We start from the raw sequence: 17,047 nt of genomic DNA, 5'->3' as shown, positions 1-17,047 counted from the left end.
AAACTACCTTTAAAAAATCGCAAGACTCGCCGGAGGCTTAACTTCATTCAGCTGGAGTTTGATCCCCCACTGAATCGAAGTACCATTTGCCTTACAAAAAGCATTTGCTGAATGAAGTTAAATAGAATATTTTTTTACATTACGAAAAAAATGCAATAACTTCACAAAAATAAAAACCACTTGATGGATATCGATTGGATATCTAACAAGTGGTTTTTTCTTTTGTAATCAATATTTTTCAGTCATTCATCATGCATGGTTGTTATTCTGGGAAATGATTAATAACTGTCGGATCGTTTTGCTGTTTCATAACCCTATCTTCCTCAGCCCAATTTTTCTCATCCTGAACAAAGAGGATACCGAGCTGGTAATGGTCACCCTCATAGAGCGCTCTTTGCACGAAGCGGATCTGATCGTTTACATCAAGCACCTCTAGCTTACAGTGGGCCCGGTTTTTTTGCATCGCATCATAGAAGCTTTCCTCGTCTGCAACCGTCACGCCATTCACCTTTGACACAACCTCACCAACCTGAAGACCCATTTTCTCCGCCGGTGAATCCGGTATAACACCAAGGATCATGACCCCTTGATTTCGCATTGAAAAATAAAACGGGAGATTGTCCTCGACGATACGCTGGCGCATCGATAAGATTTCGCGACCAATCATCGCCAGTGCGGTAACGACAATCGCTGCAAGCGGATACCAATATCCTGCTGCTGAGAGAATCGTAATGACAACCCCGAATAGGATGATCTTTTTTCCGGTCTGCTTAACCGCCATGACCGGCAGCTTCCCTTGAATCTGCTGGTAGTATCCGATGGCAAACGGAACAAGCAGAATGGAATACGTTTGACCGCCGACTGAAAAGACCGGCCACCATTCAAAGGGTGCCTGTAAGGCTTCACCTGGAATAATCAAAAATAAAGGCAGCATCCATAGACGCTTCACTTCATGTACGCCGACACGCATTCCCCGTTTCCCTTTGATCAGCTTAGGGGACGTGCCCTTCCTTCCATTTCGAAAAATAAAAATACCCTCTGCCACGATTAATAAACCAAGCAAGGCGGCAATCGAAGGAAGAATGGATGGATTCCACTCAGGCGTATGACTTTCAATAAGGGGAAGAGACCATTTTTTACTAAGAAAAAACAGCGTAGTGAAAAAGGCAAAACCAACAGTGTAAACCGGAGATAAAAAGCGAAAATTAGTGGTCAAGCTCCATAAAAACGTAAATAATGCAACGAAAATAATCGTTTCCATTGGAATCACCAGTCCGGCGCCAATGGTTACAACAGACAGGCTTAAACCAAGGATGAATCCGAGCGGTAAAAGCTGTCGTAATTCATAATAAGCATTTTTCACACGAACATGGAATTGCTTGCGTTCCCGCTTTACTCTTGAGATTCCCAACATAGCTGCAACGACCAACAAATAATAAAACAGCGGATGTAGAAAGAGCCTTTCTACTCCTTTTAACAACTCGATGCCCCAATCTAGTGCCAATACTGCCACCAACCTCTATTGATCATTCATTTAGAAATTCAGAATCTCTATCATTTCTATTATATTATTCTATCAAATTAAAGCGTGACAGTAAATTAGGCGTATTGACACATTTTAGAATTCTATTAAAGATGTTGATTGAAGTATGATGAGTACTCAGCTGCGCTGCTTTCGCCAATAGATGAGTGCCGCTACAGTGCCTCCTGTGAGTCCATTGATCATGTCGAACATCGTATCATCGTGATTCCTGCCCTGGGCGGTCATATGAAACCATTTGTCACCAGCAAATTCAAACAGCTCCCAAAGACCCGCCGCCGCTAGGGCGAAGCTAATCATATAAAGGGTGACAAACCCTTTTGGGAGACGTGCGGCCATGTCCTCACCTGCCAAGATTTGAAGTAGAATCAAGCTTCCATAGCCAATCCAAACTCCTGATAAAAAGTGCAAAACATCGTCAAAATGATGGATTGCATAGAATCCGCCTAATGTTCCAAGTCCAACGGCTATATAGGTAAAGCTGTAGATGATGATGGTAAAGGCGACTGGAAAAGGACGTGGTGAACGGCTCTGATACAATAGGATGCCGGCTAACAACACAATGGTCATCATTCCCATCGTTCCCTTTGCGAGGCTTCCATTTAGGAACTTCACTGCAGTCGCTATTGTAAGGAGGACAATGAACAGCCATCCGGTTATTGTTTCATATTGTCTATGGCGGTTATTCTTTTCAGCCATTTTGTCCATCTCCTTCATGAGATGTTTTTTTATACTCTATGATTATTGTACTGCTTATGGCTTCGACATGTTTCTGATATTCTGAAAAGTTAACAAAAGTGTACGAAAAAGCGCTGAACCTAGCAAAAGGCAGGAGCTGGAATTTGGGTTGATCCCAGTTCTGTTTGATTGCCAGACTCAGCACCTATTTCAGCCATTTGGATTATAGGATGAACCTGTTATGGTTCTCTTTTTGCCGCTTGGGCGATAAATTTTAACGCTGCCTGTAATTGGAGGTCATTGCTTTCCTTTTTCAATTCCTTCATCACCTTCTGCTCAAGGGCAGCAGACGTTTTGTCATCAATCATGCCGGTTACGCTCAGCTTATTTTCCTGCTGGAATGCCTTCACGGCCGTTTCGGTCGCTTTGTTAAAATAGCCATCCTTTCTGCCCGTTTCATAGCCAAGGCTTAGGAGGATTTGCTGCGCATTTTTCACCTGCTCATTGTTCATATCCTTTTTTAATGGCTCTGTCAGCTGCAATGGATGGGTATGATAAAGCTCGGTCTGGGTGACCTGTAAATCCGGCTTGATGCCTTTTTTGTGGATCCAATTTCCCTCCGGTGTCAGCCATTTAAACAGGGTCAGCTTTATATTGCTGCCATCGCCCATTGGAACGGCCTGCTGCACAGTCCCTTTGCCAAAGGTCTTCTCGCCGATTAAGGTAAACCCTTCTGCCTCCTGGAGAGCACCTGCCATAATTTCCGAGGCTGAGGCGCTGCCTTTATCAATCAATACCGCAACCGGATAAGTCTTTTCCTTATTTAACGTCGTAAAATACTTTTCTCTTTCACCATTACGCTTTTCAATCTGCATATACGGCTTTTCCTTCGTGACAAATTCCTTCAGAATTTCCTGCACGCTTTCGAGGAAACCACCCGGATTGCCACGTACATCAATCACAAGTCCATCGATATTCTTTTTCTCAAGCTGCTTCAGCTGCTTTTTAAATTCAGCAGCCGTCTCCTCTGAAAAAGACGTAATTTCGATATATCCGACAGATTGCTCCTCCTGCTTTTTGACCTTCGAATAAACAGTAATTTGCGGGATTTCATCACGCTTAACTTGGACCGTTATCGGATCCTTTAACCCTTGTCTCATAATCTGCAGCTTGACTGTTGTACCTTTTTCCCCACGGATTTTTAATGTTGCCTCATATAAATCAAGCCCTTCCACACTTTGACCGTCCACCTTGAGGATTTGATCATTGGGTTTGATTCCTGCCTTTTCTGCCGGTGAATCCTTAAATGGTGACACAATGACAATTTTCCCGTCGACCATGCTCACCTCTGCGCCAATTCCTTCAAAGGATGAATCCAACGACTGGCTGAACTGCCTAGCGGTCTCCTTGTCCATGTACACGGAATAAGGGTCATCCAAGGTCGTGAGCATCCCCTGAATGGCACCCTCGACCAATTGCTCCTCCTTCACTTCCTCGATATAATTTCCTTTGATGAGCTGGTAGGCCTGGACAATTTTATCCATATTGCCTTCCCCAATCGTCTGGTTAGGCATGGACTGCTGTCCCTGTTCATCCGATTCTAATTTAGTCTGTTGCTCCTGCTTGAGCGGTATCGTTTCCATTTTAAACATGATGGCTGCATATGTCCCGCCGGCCCCTGTCAGCAGGGAGCCTGCCATAAGAAACGCTAACCATTTCCGGTTCATCTCCATCTTCCTCTCTGCCTTTCACGAACCCTAGCTTTTTATTAAAACGGATCCTGCATGTCCTCAACTGGAATAACACAAGCTTTCTTAGTTCAATATATGTTGGAATGGACAGGTTATGAAAAAAAACGGTATTTAAGAGGGGGAAAAAATGAAGCGGGATAAAAGGATATATTGCTGCTTGGTAATGATGTTATTTTCATAGACAGCAACCATAAAATTCAGCAGGAAATATACGTTTTTACGGAACTCTCACCACCGTGTAGCGGATATCCGCGGTTTTAGACCACTTATCCGCGCTTTTACATTTCCTTCCATAAACGCACAAAAAAAACGGAAGAGCTGTTCATTCAGCACTCTTCCGTTTTTATCTGAAGCTAGCAATCTATCCTTTTTACAATGGGACAATTCCAACTGGATTAATTGCGTTCGATTTCGCTGCATTCCAACCGCCACGGTGAAGCTCGAAGTGTAAGTGCTGACCATAGGAATCGCCGGTGTTGCCCATATAGCCGATGACCTGCCCTTTAGAGACAGGGACAAGGTTTCCAACTGAACGGCTGCTCAGATGCGCATAAACTGTTGTGTAGGTTTGTCCGTCAATAATATGGGTAATCATAATCGTTTCACCGTACGATGACGATGAATAGGATCTAGAAACAACGCCGTCCGCTGCGGCAACAATTGGCACACTGCCAGCCTTAGCGATGTCCACACCGTAGTGGAAGCCGCCGCCATTAAAGCTGCGCCAGCCAAAGCCTGATGTAATACTACCGGCTGCTGGTCTAGTGAAGGTTCCGGATGAAACTGGAATCGTTGATACAGCACCACCAGAGCCTCCATTTGATGTGCCTCTTGATGAAGCGGCAGCCTCCTGCTGTTTTCGAAGCTCAGCCTGTCTCTGCTGCTCTAGCTCAATCGCCTTTTGCACCGCTGCATCCTGGGCAGCCAGGTTCTCGTTTTGTTCCTCAAGACTCATTTTTAACTCGTTCACCTGTGCTTCTTCCTGAAGAAGCGAGGTCATTAATTGATTTTTCTCTTCCTTTTGCACATTTAAACCTGCCTGCAGCTCTGCAAGCTCTGCACGCATCGCCTCAAGCTCACTTAAATCCTTTTCAAGCTTGGCCTGTTTTTGCTCAAGTGCCGCTTTATCTGCTTTATGCTGTGCAAGAATGTCCTGGTCGGCTTCTAAAATAACCGCGACCGCTCCCACACGATCGATGAAGTCAGAAAAGCTTTCAGCTCCTACGAGCACTTGAATATAGCTAACCATACCGCCGCTTTCCTGATAGGAGCGCGCTCGGTCTTTTAATAATTTATTTCTAGTTTCAATTCGCTCTTTCAAGCCGTCTATTTCTTTATTAAGCTGAGTAATTTCAGCATTCTTTTCATCAATCTGCTGGTTTTTTTCTATGATTTTCGTTGTTGTATCACCAATCGCCAAATCAATTCTATTAATCTCTGCATTGATTTGCGCCTTTTCAGCACTGATTTCATTCAGTTGGGCCTCCGTCTGATTAATTTCATTCTGGACGCCTTCCTGCTTACTTTGAATCTCTTGACTCTTCTTTTGTAGTTCGCTGATTGATTCCGCCGAAACGGTCCCGGCTGGAATTCCTGTAAAAGCTGTACCCAGTCCAACTGAAGCTGCAATGGATAATGTCATGATGGTTTTCTTCAATTGTGATTTCTCCTCTCTACCAGGCAAGTTATGTTTCTCTTATTCTAGTAAGATAGTAAAATCCATCAATAGTGAGATGGATTTAATATGTAGGGAGGAACAAGTCCTGCTTGTTCCCTTCATACATTCTTATACTTTTAAGAACTTTCGAACAGACATCAGGCTTCCCCAAACCCCAATTAGTGCCCCTAATAGAATTAACAGGGCCGATATCTGATAAATAAACGGGCTAAATTCTAATAGTTGAATGAAATTCCCTGTAAGCTTCTGTGATAAATAGCCGTGGGCATAGTAATAGCTGATTCCAACAACAATAATGGGGACAATAGAGCCTAGCAATCCAAGCCATAGTCCTTCAAGGAAAAACGGCCAGCGGATAAATCCGTTTGTCGCTCCTACAAGCTTCATAATTTCGATTTCTTTTCTTCTTGCAAAAATTGTAATCTTTATCGTATTGGAGATTAAGAACATGGCCGTAAACAAGAGTCCGATGACTAGAATAAGACCAATGTTTCGACTGATGCTCGTGACTTCAAAAATCTTCTCAACACTGCCCTGTCCATATTTTACCTTTGAAGCGAAGTGCATTTTTTCAATCTGCTTAGCCGCTTTCATGGTATCTGTTGGGTTTTTCGTTTTTACGACAAATACGTCGTTAAGCGGATTATCCTGTTCAAATAATGTAAAGGCTTCTCCCTCTTCACCTAAGCTGGTAATCAGATTATCAAGCTCGTCTTCCTTAGGGGAAAATTTAACACTTTCCACCTCGGGCAGCTTTTCTATTTCACTCTTTAATACCGTCTGTTCTTCTTTTGTTGCCGCAACATCAATATGGACACGGATTTCAACGTCCTCTTCGATACTTTTTGCCACATTATTAAGGTTCAGCATAATAACGAAAAAGACCCCAACCAAGAGAAGCGTGATGGTGACTGCACTGACCGATGCAAACATCATCCAACCATTTCTTCCTAAGCTCTTAAAGCTTTCTCTCACATGGCGGCGAAGTGTACTAGCCTTCATAACCGTAATCACCTCTCAGTTCGTCACGGGCAATCATACCATTTTCGATGGCAATGACCCGATGCTTAATCGCGTTAACAATATCACGATTATGTGTGGCCATGACAACGGTTGTCCCACTCATATTAATTTCTTCAAAAATTTTCATAATCTCCCAGGATGTATCCGGGTCCAGGTTTCCTGTCGGCTCATCGGCAATGACCACCTTAGGCTTGTTCACAATCGATCGGGCAATCGAGACACGCTGCTGCTCCCCACCCGATAGCTCTGATGGCAGCATCCTCGCCTTATGCTTTAAGCCTACAAGTGTCAACACTTCCATCACCCGCCGCTTAATGTCCTCCGGCTGGGCTTCAATAACCTCCATCGCAAAGGCGACATTTTCAAAAACCGTCAAGGTCGGAAGCAGCTTGAAGTCCTGGAATACAACGCCAATTTGACGGCGCAGCATCGGAACCTTGTTTGCTTTTAACTTTTCCAGATTGACACCATTAATCATAATCGTTCCTCTTGTTGGAACTTCTTCGCGATACATCATTTTTATAAACGTAGATTTACCTGCACCACTAGGTCCTACGACATAGACAAATTCACCTTGCTTAATGGAAACGGTAATCCCATTGGCTGCAACTACCCCGTTAGGATACTTCTTAAAAACATCTTCCATTTCTATCATGTTATCACCCAAAGTTTTTTGTGTTGAAAAAAACAGAAAAGTCTGTCGACATTTTTCTACAAAATATTTATGTTTTTCTCACACACACCATTATAACATCATAATCCAGCAAAAATAGTGTTAAAAATATTACAGTTTCTTTTCACGGTGAAAAAAATGTCGTTTAACGGAGGTTTATGCTTGTAAAATAAAGACACATCATGGATTTTTATGAGGAGAAGAAGATAGGTTGGTAATTTATGCAATGTACAGGATAAAAGGAGTGTTTTAATCAAATTCGCCCCGTCGAATTTGCGTCCGGATTTTTATCGAGCTCGCTCGATAAACTACCTTTAAAAAATCCGTGACATCCGCCGGAGGCTTAACTTCATTCAGCTGGGGTTTGAACCCCCACTGAATCGAAGAACCATTTGCATTCATCCCCCACTTGTAGAAGTGGAGGACTTCTGCTGAATGAAGTTAAAGATATTCCCATTTAGTAGCTAAAAAGAAGGAGATGAACAACCCGAAATAAGGGTAGCTTCTCACACAGACAATGTGAACACATCTTAGCGTGATCGGCCCCCTTAGATAGACAAAAATTACTGTTTAGCTGCCAGCCATTCTGCAACAGCCGTTAAATCTTCACCATCAATTAAGCCTGGAGGCATGGCGCCTTTTCCATCCTTAACTAAGGTTTCAATGTCTTCCTGTGACATTTTGGAGCCGACTGTTGTTAATTCAGGTCCCACTCCACCTTCAAGATTCATCCCATGACAGCTTGAGCACTTTTGATTGAAAATTTTCTCACCGTTCGCACTTGCTGTATCCGTTGTGGTTGAAGCACTATCATTAGATGTGCTTGTTGATGCTTCTTCATCCCCGCCGCCACAGGCTGCAAGTACAAGTGCAGAACCCACTAACAGGGCTGCTAGTTTCCCCTTAAACTTCATGCTAGATCCCCCTTTGAAATGACTACATAATTCAGATATATTATAGCATAATCATTTTCTTTTAAAACTATTTCTAATCTTCTTTTATGGTTGCTTTTTGCGAAAAGTCCAATAGTATGAAGGTTTTGTGTCATTTGTTTCAAATTTGTGAATTATTTTTAACTAGTAAAGAAGTTTAATATCCACTTCATTATTTTTATAAAAATTATATTATTAATAAAATCTATTAATAATAAAAACAGACCTTCGTCCTCCCCATGGACAAAGGTCTGTTTGATTACGATAATATTACCAAATATTACAAACCAATTAATAATTAGGAAATCTTCGAACGGAGATAAGCGTTGATAAATTCATCAATATCGCCATCCATGACGGCATTCACATTTCCAATTTCTGTGTTGGTGCGGTGATCTTTTACCATCGAATACGGATGGAAAACGTAGGAACGGATTTGGCTGCCCCAGCCGATATCCTTTTGCTCGCCACGGATTTCAGCCAGCTGCTCTTCCTTTTTATCAATTTCCAGCTGATACAGCTTTGATTTCAGCATTTTCATCGCTGACTCACGGTTTTTAATCTGTGAACGCTCCGATTGACAGGTTACGACAATGCCTGTTGGAAGATGGGTAATCCGAATCGCGGATTCTGTTTTATTGATATGCTGACCGCCGGCACCGCTGGCACGATACGTGTCCACCTTCAAATCCTCTGTCCGAACATCAATTTCAATATCATCATTGAACTCAGGCATCACTTCACATGAAACAAACGATGTATGGCGACGACCTGAAGCATCAAACGGTGAAATTCGCACGAGACGGTGTACACCTTTTTCAGCCTTTAAATAGCCATAGGCGTTGTGACCTTTAATCGCAAGCGTGACACTCTTAATTCCAGCCTCATCACCAGGCAGATAATCGAGCGTTTCCACCTTAAAGCCCTTTTTCTCAGCCCAACGTGTATACATACGTAAAAGCTGGGAGCCCCAGTCCTGTGATTCTGTACCGCCCGCACCAGGGTGAAGCTCGAGAATCGCATTATTTTTATCATATGGCTCACTTAACAGAAGCTGTAGCTCAAATTGTGCCAGGCGCTCCGCAAGTGTCCCAATTTCATCTTCTAATTCCGCTTGAAGTTCATCATCCGGCTCTTCTTTCACAAGCTCATAGGTCAGCTCCAGATTTTCATAAATTTCATAAAGACCATGAAACTCATTGACCTGATCCTTTAAGGCATTGGATTCATTGATAACACCCTGTGCCTGCTGCTGATCATCCCAAAATCCCGGCTGAAGCATCACCTCATCCAGCTCGGCAATACGCGCCTCTTTGTTCTCTAAGTCAAAGAGACCCCCTAAAGTCCGCTAATTTTTTAGCTGTTTTTTCTAATTCATTACGAATCTCCGCTAATTCCATTACCTTCACCTCGAAACAATAGTTAATCAAATTCGCCCGTCGAATTTGCGTCCGGATTTTTATCGAGCTCGCTCGATAAACTACCTTTAAAAAATCCGTGACATCCGCCGGAGGCCTAACTTCATTCAGCCGGGGTTTGAACCCCACTGAATCTAAGTACCATTTGCCTTCATCCTCCACTTGTAGAAGTGGAGGACTTTCGCTGAATGAAGTTAAGTAGACACCCAAAAAACAGACATAACAAAGTCTATTCACAATAGACTTTGTTATGCAGCAACATCATGGATGGACTGGACTACTCCAACAATCCATGACAATTTTTATATTTTTTACCGCTGCCGCATGGGCACGGATCATTACGCTTGATGATATTCTTTTTCACAACCGGCTTTTTCTTGACTTCTCCGTCTTCCTTCGGATTGACAGCCTGCCCCTTGGCAACCTCCTCACGCTGAAGGTTGTTGCGAATTTCTGCCTTCATCACATACTTCGCCACATCTTCTTCAATCGCTTCAACCATGGCCTCGAACATTGCAAAGCCTTCCTGCTGGTATTCACGAAGCGGATTGACCTGACCGTAGGCACGCAAATGAATTCCCTGACGCAGCTGGTCCATTGTGTCGATATGATCCATCCATTTCGAATCAACCGCTCTTAGAACAATGACCTTTTCAAACTCACGCATTTGCGCTTCACCCAGCTGTTCTTCTTTTGCATTATATTTACCTTGTACCTTTGCTAATACGAACTCGATAATTTCCTGGCTGTCCTTGCCATGAAGATCATCCAGTGTGATATCGCCCTCTGCTAAAAGATTACCGTTGATATAATCTAAGAGTGCTTGGTAATCCTTATCCTCCGGATTGTCTCCGCTTGTCAGATGAATCGCTACATTCCGTGATAAGGCGGCTTGAATCATATTCTCGACAATACTGCGGAGATTTTCTGATTCTAACACATCATTACGCTGAGCGTAAATAATTTCACGCTGCTGACGCAGGACATCATCATATTGTAAAAGCTGCTTCCGGGCATCAAAGTTGTTCCCTTCCACTCGTCTTTGCGCAGATTCAACCGCTTTTGACACCATTTTGCTTTGAATTGGCTGGGTATCATCCATGCCCAGCTTTTCCATCATCGCCTTCATATTGTCAGAGCCAAAGCGGCGCATCAATTCATCTTCCATGGAAAGATAGAACTGTGTGACACCAGGGTCTCCTTGACGGCCTGAACGTCCACGTAGCTGGTTATCAATCCGACGGCTCTCATGGCGCTCTGTTCCGATTACAGCAAGACCGCCAGCCTCCTTCACACCTTCACCAAGCTTAATGTCTGTACCACGACCAGCCATATTAGTCGCAATCGTAACGACACCAGGCTGTCCGGCATTAAGAATGATTTCTGCTTCACGCTCATGGTTCTTCGCGTTAAGGACGTTATGCTTAATCCCTTTTTTCGTTAAATAGCGGGAAATCAGCTCTGACGTTTCAATTGCAACCGTACCTACAAGGACAGGCTGACCATTTTGATGACGCTCAGCAATATCCTCCACAACAGCACGGAATTTCCCGTCCATGCTGGCATAGATTAAATCGGCTCTGTCATCACGAGCAATCGGCAGGTTCGTTGGAATCACAATAACGTTCATATTATAAATGTTACGGAATTCCTCTTCCTCTGTTTTGGCTGTACCTGTCATACCTGACAATTTTTCATACATCCGGAAATAGTTCTGGAAGGTAATCGTCGCAAGGGTCATGCTCTCATTTTGAATTTCAAGGGCTTCCTTTGCTTCAATCGCCTGGTGCAGACCATCACTATAACGACGCCCCTTCATGAGACGACCGGTAAATTGGTCAACAATAATAATTTCTCCGTCCTGCACGACATAGTCAACATCACGGTGCATGCTAGAATGAGCCTTTAGCGCTTGGGTAATATGGTGGTTAAGCGCAACATGACGAATATCAAACAGGTTCTCAATCCCAAAAGCACGTTCAGCCTTTGTCATCCCGCTCTCAGTTAATTGGACCCCTTTTGTTTTTTCATCATAGGTAAAATCCTCTTCCTTCACAAGTGTGCGGACAAACGCATTGGCTTGAATGTATAGCTGCGTTGATTTCTGTGCAGAGCCGGAAATAATTAACGGCGTACGAGCCTCATCAATCAGAATCGAGTCGACCTCGTCAATCACGGCAAAATGCAGCGGACGCTGTACCTTTTGCTCTTTATACAGAACCATGTTATCACGTAAATAATCGAAGCCCAGCTCATTATTAGTGCTATAGGTGATATCACAGGCATAGGCGGCCTGTTTGTCTTCCTTTGAAAGACTGTTCAGGTTTAATCCCACTGTCAGTCCAAGGAATGTATAGAGCTGGCCCATTTCGCTGGCATCTCGGCTTGCCAAATATTCGTTGACGGTTACGACGTGAACGCCTTTTCCTGTTATGGCATTTAAGTAAACAGGCATGGTTGACGTTAACGTCTTCCCTTCCCCTGTTTTCATTTCAGAGATATTTCCTTCATGAAGGGAAATCCCTCCCATGATTTGAACAGGATATGGAAACATGCCAAGAACCCGTTTGGCTCCTTCACGCACAACAGCAAACGCTTCATATAATAAATCATCAAGGGATTCTCCGCCCTGATAACGAGCCTTGAATTCCTCTGTCTTGCCGCGCAGCTCGTCATCCGAAAGCTTTTCCATATCAGACGCAAGAGCCACAACCTTCTCCGTCATTTTCGTGAGGCGTTTCAACTCCCGCTTATTCGGGTCAAATACTTTACTTAAAATCCCAGCCATACAAACGCTCCTTTATTTGTTTCATGAGGAAGCACGGGGTTGGTGCTGTTACTTCCATTTAGAAAGCATTGTATTGGAACTCCTGCTTCCTTTATGCAACGGCGGTGTTGGATCCGCCTGCTTCCTTCATAGACCTGTTGTTTAACTTTTTTATTTGAATGAAAAAAGATTCGCTTTTTAGATACCGAATCCTCCCAATAAAAACCGCTAATTTCCTTCATTATCTTACCACTTCCATTGGATAGTGACAACTTATGCAAGATGGATATTACAGATGAAGAAATATGTCTTGGCTGATTTAGGATAGATGGTTTGGGGTTAATGTTGTAGTTGATTTCGTTCCAGGCACTTCGCTAGCCTCATTGAAGATAGGAAAACGCAGCCCTTGTTTGGAAGAGCTGCGTTGTAAGTTCTTAGAATCGGATTTCACTTATCCTTCGAGTCTTAATGAGCTTCGATTAAGCCATAACGTCCGTCTTTACGCTTGTACACAACGTTTGTACGGTTTGTTTCAGCATTTGTGAAGACGTAGAAGCTGTGACCAAGCATGTTCATTTGAAGAATCGCTTCTTCGTTGTCCATTGGTTTTAAGTCAAAGCTTTTTTGACGAACAACCTCAAGCTCATTGTCGTCCTCAACGACTGGCTCACCTGGTTCAGTCGTTACATTAAATAATGTATTAATTCCGCCCTTTTCACGGAATTTACGGTTTACCTTTGTTTTATGTTTACGGATTTGGCGCTCAAGCTTGTCAGTAATGAGGTCAATTCCGGCATACATGTCTTCATTTACTTCCTCGGCACGTAACACTAGGTTTTGCATTGGAATGGTAACTTCAACCTTTGCCTTTTTATCATTGTATACTTTTAGGTTAACATTTACGTTTGCTTTAGGTGTCTCTGTAAAGTATTTTTCAAGACGGCTGATTTTCTTCTCAACATACTCTCTTATCGCTGGAGTTACCTCAATGTTTTCACCACGAATGTTGTAGTTCATAAGTGAACTCCTCCTTTTCTTTCACTTTCGGCAATGCCAAAGTTATTTGTAAAGGTAAGCGTTTTATTCCTACCTTTATCAGTATTATAACCTTAGAAATTGCCGTTGTGTGTGTTTTTAATTTCTTATAGGATTATATTTCTATGTTGCCCTTCCAATCTCCTGCTAAATCAGTTATTTTTTTAAAAATATGTCGAAAAAGTGACATTTTTGTAGAATAGCAGGAATAACAGGGCTGATAGGCAAATCAAATTCGCCCGTCGAATTTGCGTCCGGATTTTTATCGAGTTCGCTCGATAAACTCCCTTAAAAAATCCGTGACATCCGCCGGAGGCTTAACTTCATTCAGCCGGGGTTTGAACCCCCACTGAATCGAAGTACCATTTGCCTTCATCCTCCACTTGTAGAAGTGGAAGACTTTTGCTGAATGATGTTAAAAGAGATAAATCTCACACTAGATAACAAAGTTATTTTTAATTTTGGCTATTTTAAACATGAGTGTTGATTTTCGTTCCAGGCACTTCGCTTTCCTGCGGGCGACCGCCGAGCCTCCTCGCCACTTTGTTCTAGCGGGGTCTCGACTGCCTCGCTTCTCCCGCGGGAGTCTGCGTACCTTCCACTACAATCAACCTGCTAAAAATCAACCATGTACTTTAACACAGCCTTAATTTTTTTTATCGTAAAAGACGCCATCAGCTGTGGAAAGGGATTCGTACGGATTATGGTATTTTGTTTGCGATTGCTTCTTCTTATTGAGTGTGACAAGATCTCTTTTGATCGCCTCTTTTAGATGATCCAAGAGCAATGCCAGCTTTTTTTCCAGCAGAACAAGCTGCTTGCCTGTCTCCTGTTCCTCTGGTGAAAAAGGGGGCTTCATCCCTTGCATGAAACCCGCCCTTTTTTCTAATAGCTCTTCGATTTTCGCCATTTTAGCTTCCCGGTCATTAGACTGCTCGTTTTGAAGTAGTTTTATTAATTCTACCGTGATCAAATAGTAATCCTTTACGGCGCTCACTAGATTTGACCGCCTTCAGCATATTTCTTCTGCCGATTCACTTGAATGACTTCCTTCCAGGTATCACGGAATTCTGTGACAAAGCCCTCCACTTCATCTAAAATCGCTGGATCATTTTTTGTATTGGCTTCAATCAAGCGACGGTGCAAATAATCATATAGAGACATCATGTTTTGAGAAACAGGGATATCCATATTTAATGTCACCATCAGCTCTTGGATAATTTTCTGTGCCTTGAGGAGGTTCGTGTTTTTTTCCTCAATCTGATTTTCTTCCATCGCTTTTCTGCCAAAGCGAATAAATTTAATGCATCCGTTATAGAGCATAAGCGTTAATTCCCCCGGTGAAGCGGTGTTCACAGAATTCTGCTTATAGGATTGATACGGGTTTTGAACTGCCATTTTAGTACTTCCTTTCTATTGCTCCATTAATTGAAAAAGTTCTGCATAATATAGGCCGATTGCTGGTTGGCACTTTGGATGGCTTTTTCCATCGCGGTAAATTGTCTATAGTAGCGGTCCTCTAAAGCCTTCATTCTGTCCTCGAGACTGTCGATTTGATCATCGATACTGTTCAGCTGCTTACCAATCGTAAATTGATTGTTTGTGGAAAAGGCTTTTCCTGCTTTTTCATTTAGGATATCCATCGTTCTGCCGACTGTATCGTAAAGGCGCTGGGCAATCCCTTTTTGTCCATTTGTTGTACCGGATGCATTGAATAATGCTTCGATGGATTGTGGGTCCTCCTCAATTGCCTTTTTCAGCTCGGCTTCATTGATTTCAAGCTTTCCGCCTTCCAGGTAGTTAGCGGTTGTCTTAATGCCAATGCTGGCAAGCTGACTGTAGATTGGATTGATCTTCTCGGACTCTACTTTTCCGTAAAAATCCATTCGCATCGAGGAAAGCAGGCTTGTCAGGGTCTGATCCCTTCTAAGAAGACCACTCTTCGCCTTCTCCTCCCACTGCTCCTGCTGCTTGTCCGACAGCTGCTCGCGCTGCTCATCCGTCAGCGGCGTATAGCTCTTGTACCGCTCCTGCTGCGTTTTTTCTTGAATTTTCCCGATTAGCTCATTGTATTTATCGATGAAGCCTTTGATATTTTCAAAGATCGCATCGTTGTTGTTGTTGATCGCGATGGTTACGGGTGGAGCAGTTTTATCTTCAGTTTCATTAAAGGTTTGTTTTAGGGTGAACGTGACTCCGTTGATGGCGAAGGTGTTGGAATCACGTTCGGTTTCTAAACCATTGATTGTGAATTTTGCATTTTGACCTTTAACTACTGTCTCAGAATTTCTAAATTTAAGCACATCATTCATAAAGGTACCAGTAAAACTTATATCTGATTTATTTTCATCAGAGTTAAAATCACCTGTCTCATTTCTGGTCATTGTCATTCTGCCAGTAACTGAATCAAAAAACATGTTAACACCAACGCTAGACGTATTCACTTGATTAATTACGGAATTCAGAGAGTCACTAGCAGATATAAGGAAGAAATCATGTCTTTCCCCTTTTGAAGTATGGGTATCAATAGAAAAGGCTTTATAATTATGGTCGTAAGTAACCTCAAGTGACATGGTTGTTTTTGAATTTTTATCAGGTCTTGGCATCTTACCTTCTAATGTAATCTCACCAGTTTCCTTATTTAATTTGCCGACAGTGTCATCGCCATTTTTTATTGTATATAAACCTTTATCATTAACTTCATTACTTATCTGTAAAATAATAGGTTCGGCTTCAACTCCATCATTAATTGTTTTTAATGTAATCTTATTGTCTACTATATTATTAATAGCACCTTTACTTAACTTTATTGTTGCGCTATCTGAAGATATACTAATTTTATCTGTACGATTATTAGCAACATAATCAACCTTTACAGTACTATTTGCAGCTAATGTTTTCCCGAAAACCATTTCTCCAGTTGTTTTGATTTGTACTTCATTTTCATTTAATTTAAGATCGTTTGAATCACTGGCTACCACTTTATAGCCTATTCCATTTACTCTTACACTCCAAGTGCTAATCGATGAAGTTTTAGCAGTATCATCCTCTAATTTAAACGTATTATTCGCTGTTTTGACATCTATTGTTTTACTTGAAACTGCCCCTGTATTCCAAGTGAAAGTTTCTGCATCTAATGCATCCATTTGCGAGAACATACTTTTGTTAGCTTCAAAAGATTTACCCGTCTTGGAGATGCTTCCTGTATTAATTCTAGTTTCTGCACTCGCTAATTGTTTAACATTTGATATCGAATACGAAGAAAGCGCCGCAGCACTTGAAGCTGTTGCCGTCACTCTCGAATCATCTGTCGTAGTCGTGGTCCTTGTTCGGTATCTTGTCGATAGCTTCATTTGTGTTAATTCCGAACGGAAGTTGAGTAGCAATGTGTTCATTTCGCGATAATCGTCACGCTGCCATTCCATTGTTTGCTTTTGCTGCTTGAGCTTGTCGAGCGGCATTCGCTTGATTTTCATCATGTCGGCCACAATGGAATCAATATCCATTCCGCTCGCTAATCCACTGATTCGCACCATATTCATTCACCTCTAT

14 protein-coding genes are annotated in these 17,047 nt (G+C 42.5%); all 14 read right to left on the bottom strand.

Annotated features, from left to right (window positions below; translation table 11 throughout):
• Positions 1-262: 262 nt before the first annotated feature.
• Positions 263-1,504: a PDZ domain-containing protein gene (locus BQ5321_RS05620; protein ID WP_071393581.1), complete on the bottom strand. Its 1,242-nt coding sequence runs from the start codon at positions 1,502-1,504 to the stop codon at positions 263-265.
• A 156-nt stretch (positions 1,505-1,660) separates the two neighbouring features.
• Positions 1,661-2,239: a DUF2238 domain-containing protein gene (locus BQ5321_RS05615; RefSeq protein ID WP_071393580.1), complete on the bottom strand. Its 579-nt coding sequence runs from the start codon at positions 2,237-2,239 to the stop codon at positions 1,661-1,663.
• Positions 2,240-2,457: 218 nt separating this feature from the next.
• A complete protein-coding gene (locus tag BQ5321_RS05610) occupies positions 2,458-3,945 on the bottom strand; it encodes a S41 family peptidase (RefSeq protein ID WP_071393579.1) in 1,488 nt (495 codons plus the stop codon).
• A gap of 394 nt (positions 3,946-4,339) precedes the next feature.
• Positions 4,340-5,626 carry a murein hydrolase activator EnvC family protein gene (locus tag BQ5321_RS05605; protein WP_234978360.1) on the bottom strand — a complete coding sequence of 429 codons (1,287 nt, stop codon included), beginning with the start codon at positions 5,624-5,626 and terminating at the stop codon, positions 4,340-4,342.
• A gap of 129 nt (positions 5,627-5,755) precedes the next feature.
• Positions 5,756-6,649: a permease-like cell division protein FtsX gene (gene ftsX / locus BQ5321_RS05600; RefSeq protein WP_071393578.1), complete on the bottom strand. Its 894-nt coding sequence runs from the start codon at positions 6,647-6,649 to the stop codon at positions 5,756-5,758.
• Positions 6,639-7,325: a cell division ATP-binding protein FtsE gene (gene ftsE, locus BQ5321_RS05595; protein WP_071393577.1), complete on the bottom strand. Its 687-nt coding sequence runs from the start codon at positions 7,323-7,325 to the stop codon at positions 6,639-6,641. The genes ftsX and ftsE overlap by 11 nt, the downstream gene beginning before the upstream one ends.
• Positions 7,326-7,906: 581 nt before the next feature.
• Complete coding sequence (cccB, locus tag BQ5321_RS05590; RefSeq protein ID WP_071393576.1) at positions 7,907-8,257, bottom strand: cytochrome c551; 351 nt, start codon at positions 8,255-8,257, stop codon at positions 7,907-7,909.
• A 316-nt stretch (positions 8,258-8,573) separates the two neighbouring features.
• Positions 8,574-9,675, bottom strand: a protein-coding gene (gene prfB / locus BQ5321_RS05585) for a peptide chain release factor 2 (RefSeq protein ID WP_139187761.1) whose coding sequence is annotated in 2 segments (ribosomal slippage) — positions 8,574-9,602 and positions 9,604-9,675 — 1,101 coding nt in all. Because the reading frame shifts where the segments join, the coding sequence is not laid out codon by codon here.
• Between the two features lie 295 nt (positions 9,676-9,970).
• Complete coding sequence (secA, locus tag BQ5321_RS05575) at positions 9,971-12,481, bottom strand: preprotein translocase subunit SecA (protein ID WP_071393573.1); 2,511 nt, start codon at positions 12,479-12,481, stop codon at positions 9,971-9,973.
• The gene (locus tag BQ5321_RS05570; RefSeq protein ID WP_071393572.1) at positions 12,466-12,702 is read right to left on the bottom strand and encodes a hypothetical protein; all 237 of its coding nucleotides are present in this window, start codon (positions 12,700-12,702) and stop codon (positions 12,466-12,468) included. Before BQ5321_RS05570 ends, secA begins: the two co-directional genes overlap by 16 nt.
• Positions 12,703-12,925: 223 nt before the next feature.
• A complete protein-coding gene (hpf, locus tag BQ5321_RS05565) occupies positions 12,926-13,477 on the bottom strand; it encodes a ribosome hibernation-promoting factor, HPF/YfiA family (protein WP_071393571.1) in 552 nt (183 codons plus the stop codon).
• Between the two features lie 664 nt (positions 13,478-14,141).
• Entirely contained in the window at positions 14,142-14,492 is a 351-nt protein-coding gene (locus BQ5321_RS05560) for a flagellar protein FliT (RefSeq protein WP_071393570.1), read from the bottom strand.
• Entirely contained in the window at positions 14,492-14,893 is a 402-nt protein-coding gene (gene fliS, locus BQ5321_RS05555; protein ID WP_071393569.1) for a flagellar export chaperone FliS, read from the bottom strand. The genes BQ5321_RS05560 and fliS overlap by 1 nt, the downstream gene beginning before the upstream one ends.
• Positions 14,894-14,919: 26 nt before the next feature.
• A complete protein-coding gene (fliD, locus tag BQ5321_RS05550; protein ID WP_084786664.1) occupies positions 14,920-17,031 on the bottom strand; it encodes a flagellar filament capping protein FliD in 2,112 nt (703 codons plus the stop codon).
• Positions 17,032-17,047 lie beyond the last annotated feature (16 nt).

This window comes from Bacillus tuaregi (assembly GCF_900104575.1).
GTDB lineage: Bacteria > Bacillota > Bacilli > Bacillales > Cytobacillaceae > Bacillus_BD > Bacillus_BD tuaregi.
This window is presented reverse-complemented; position numbering and strand designations above follow the sequence as displayed.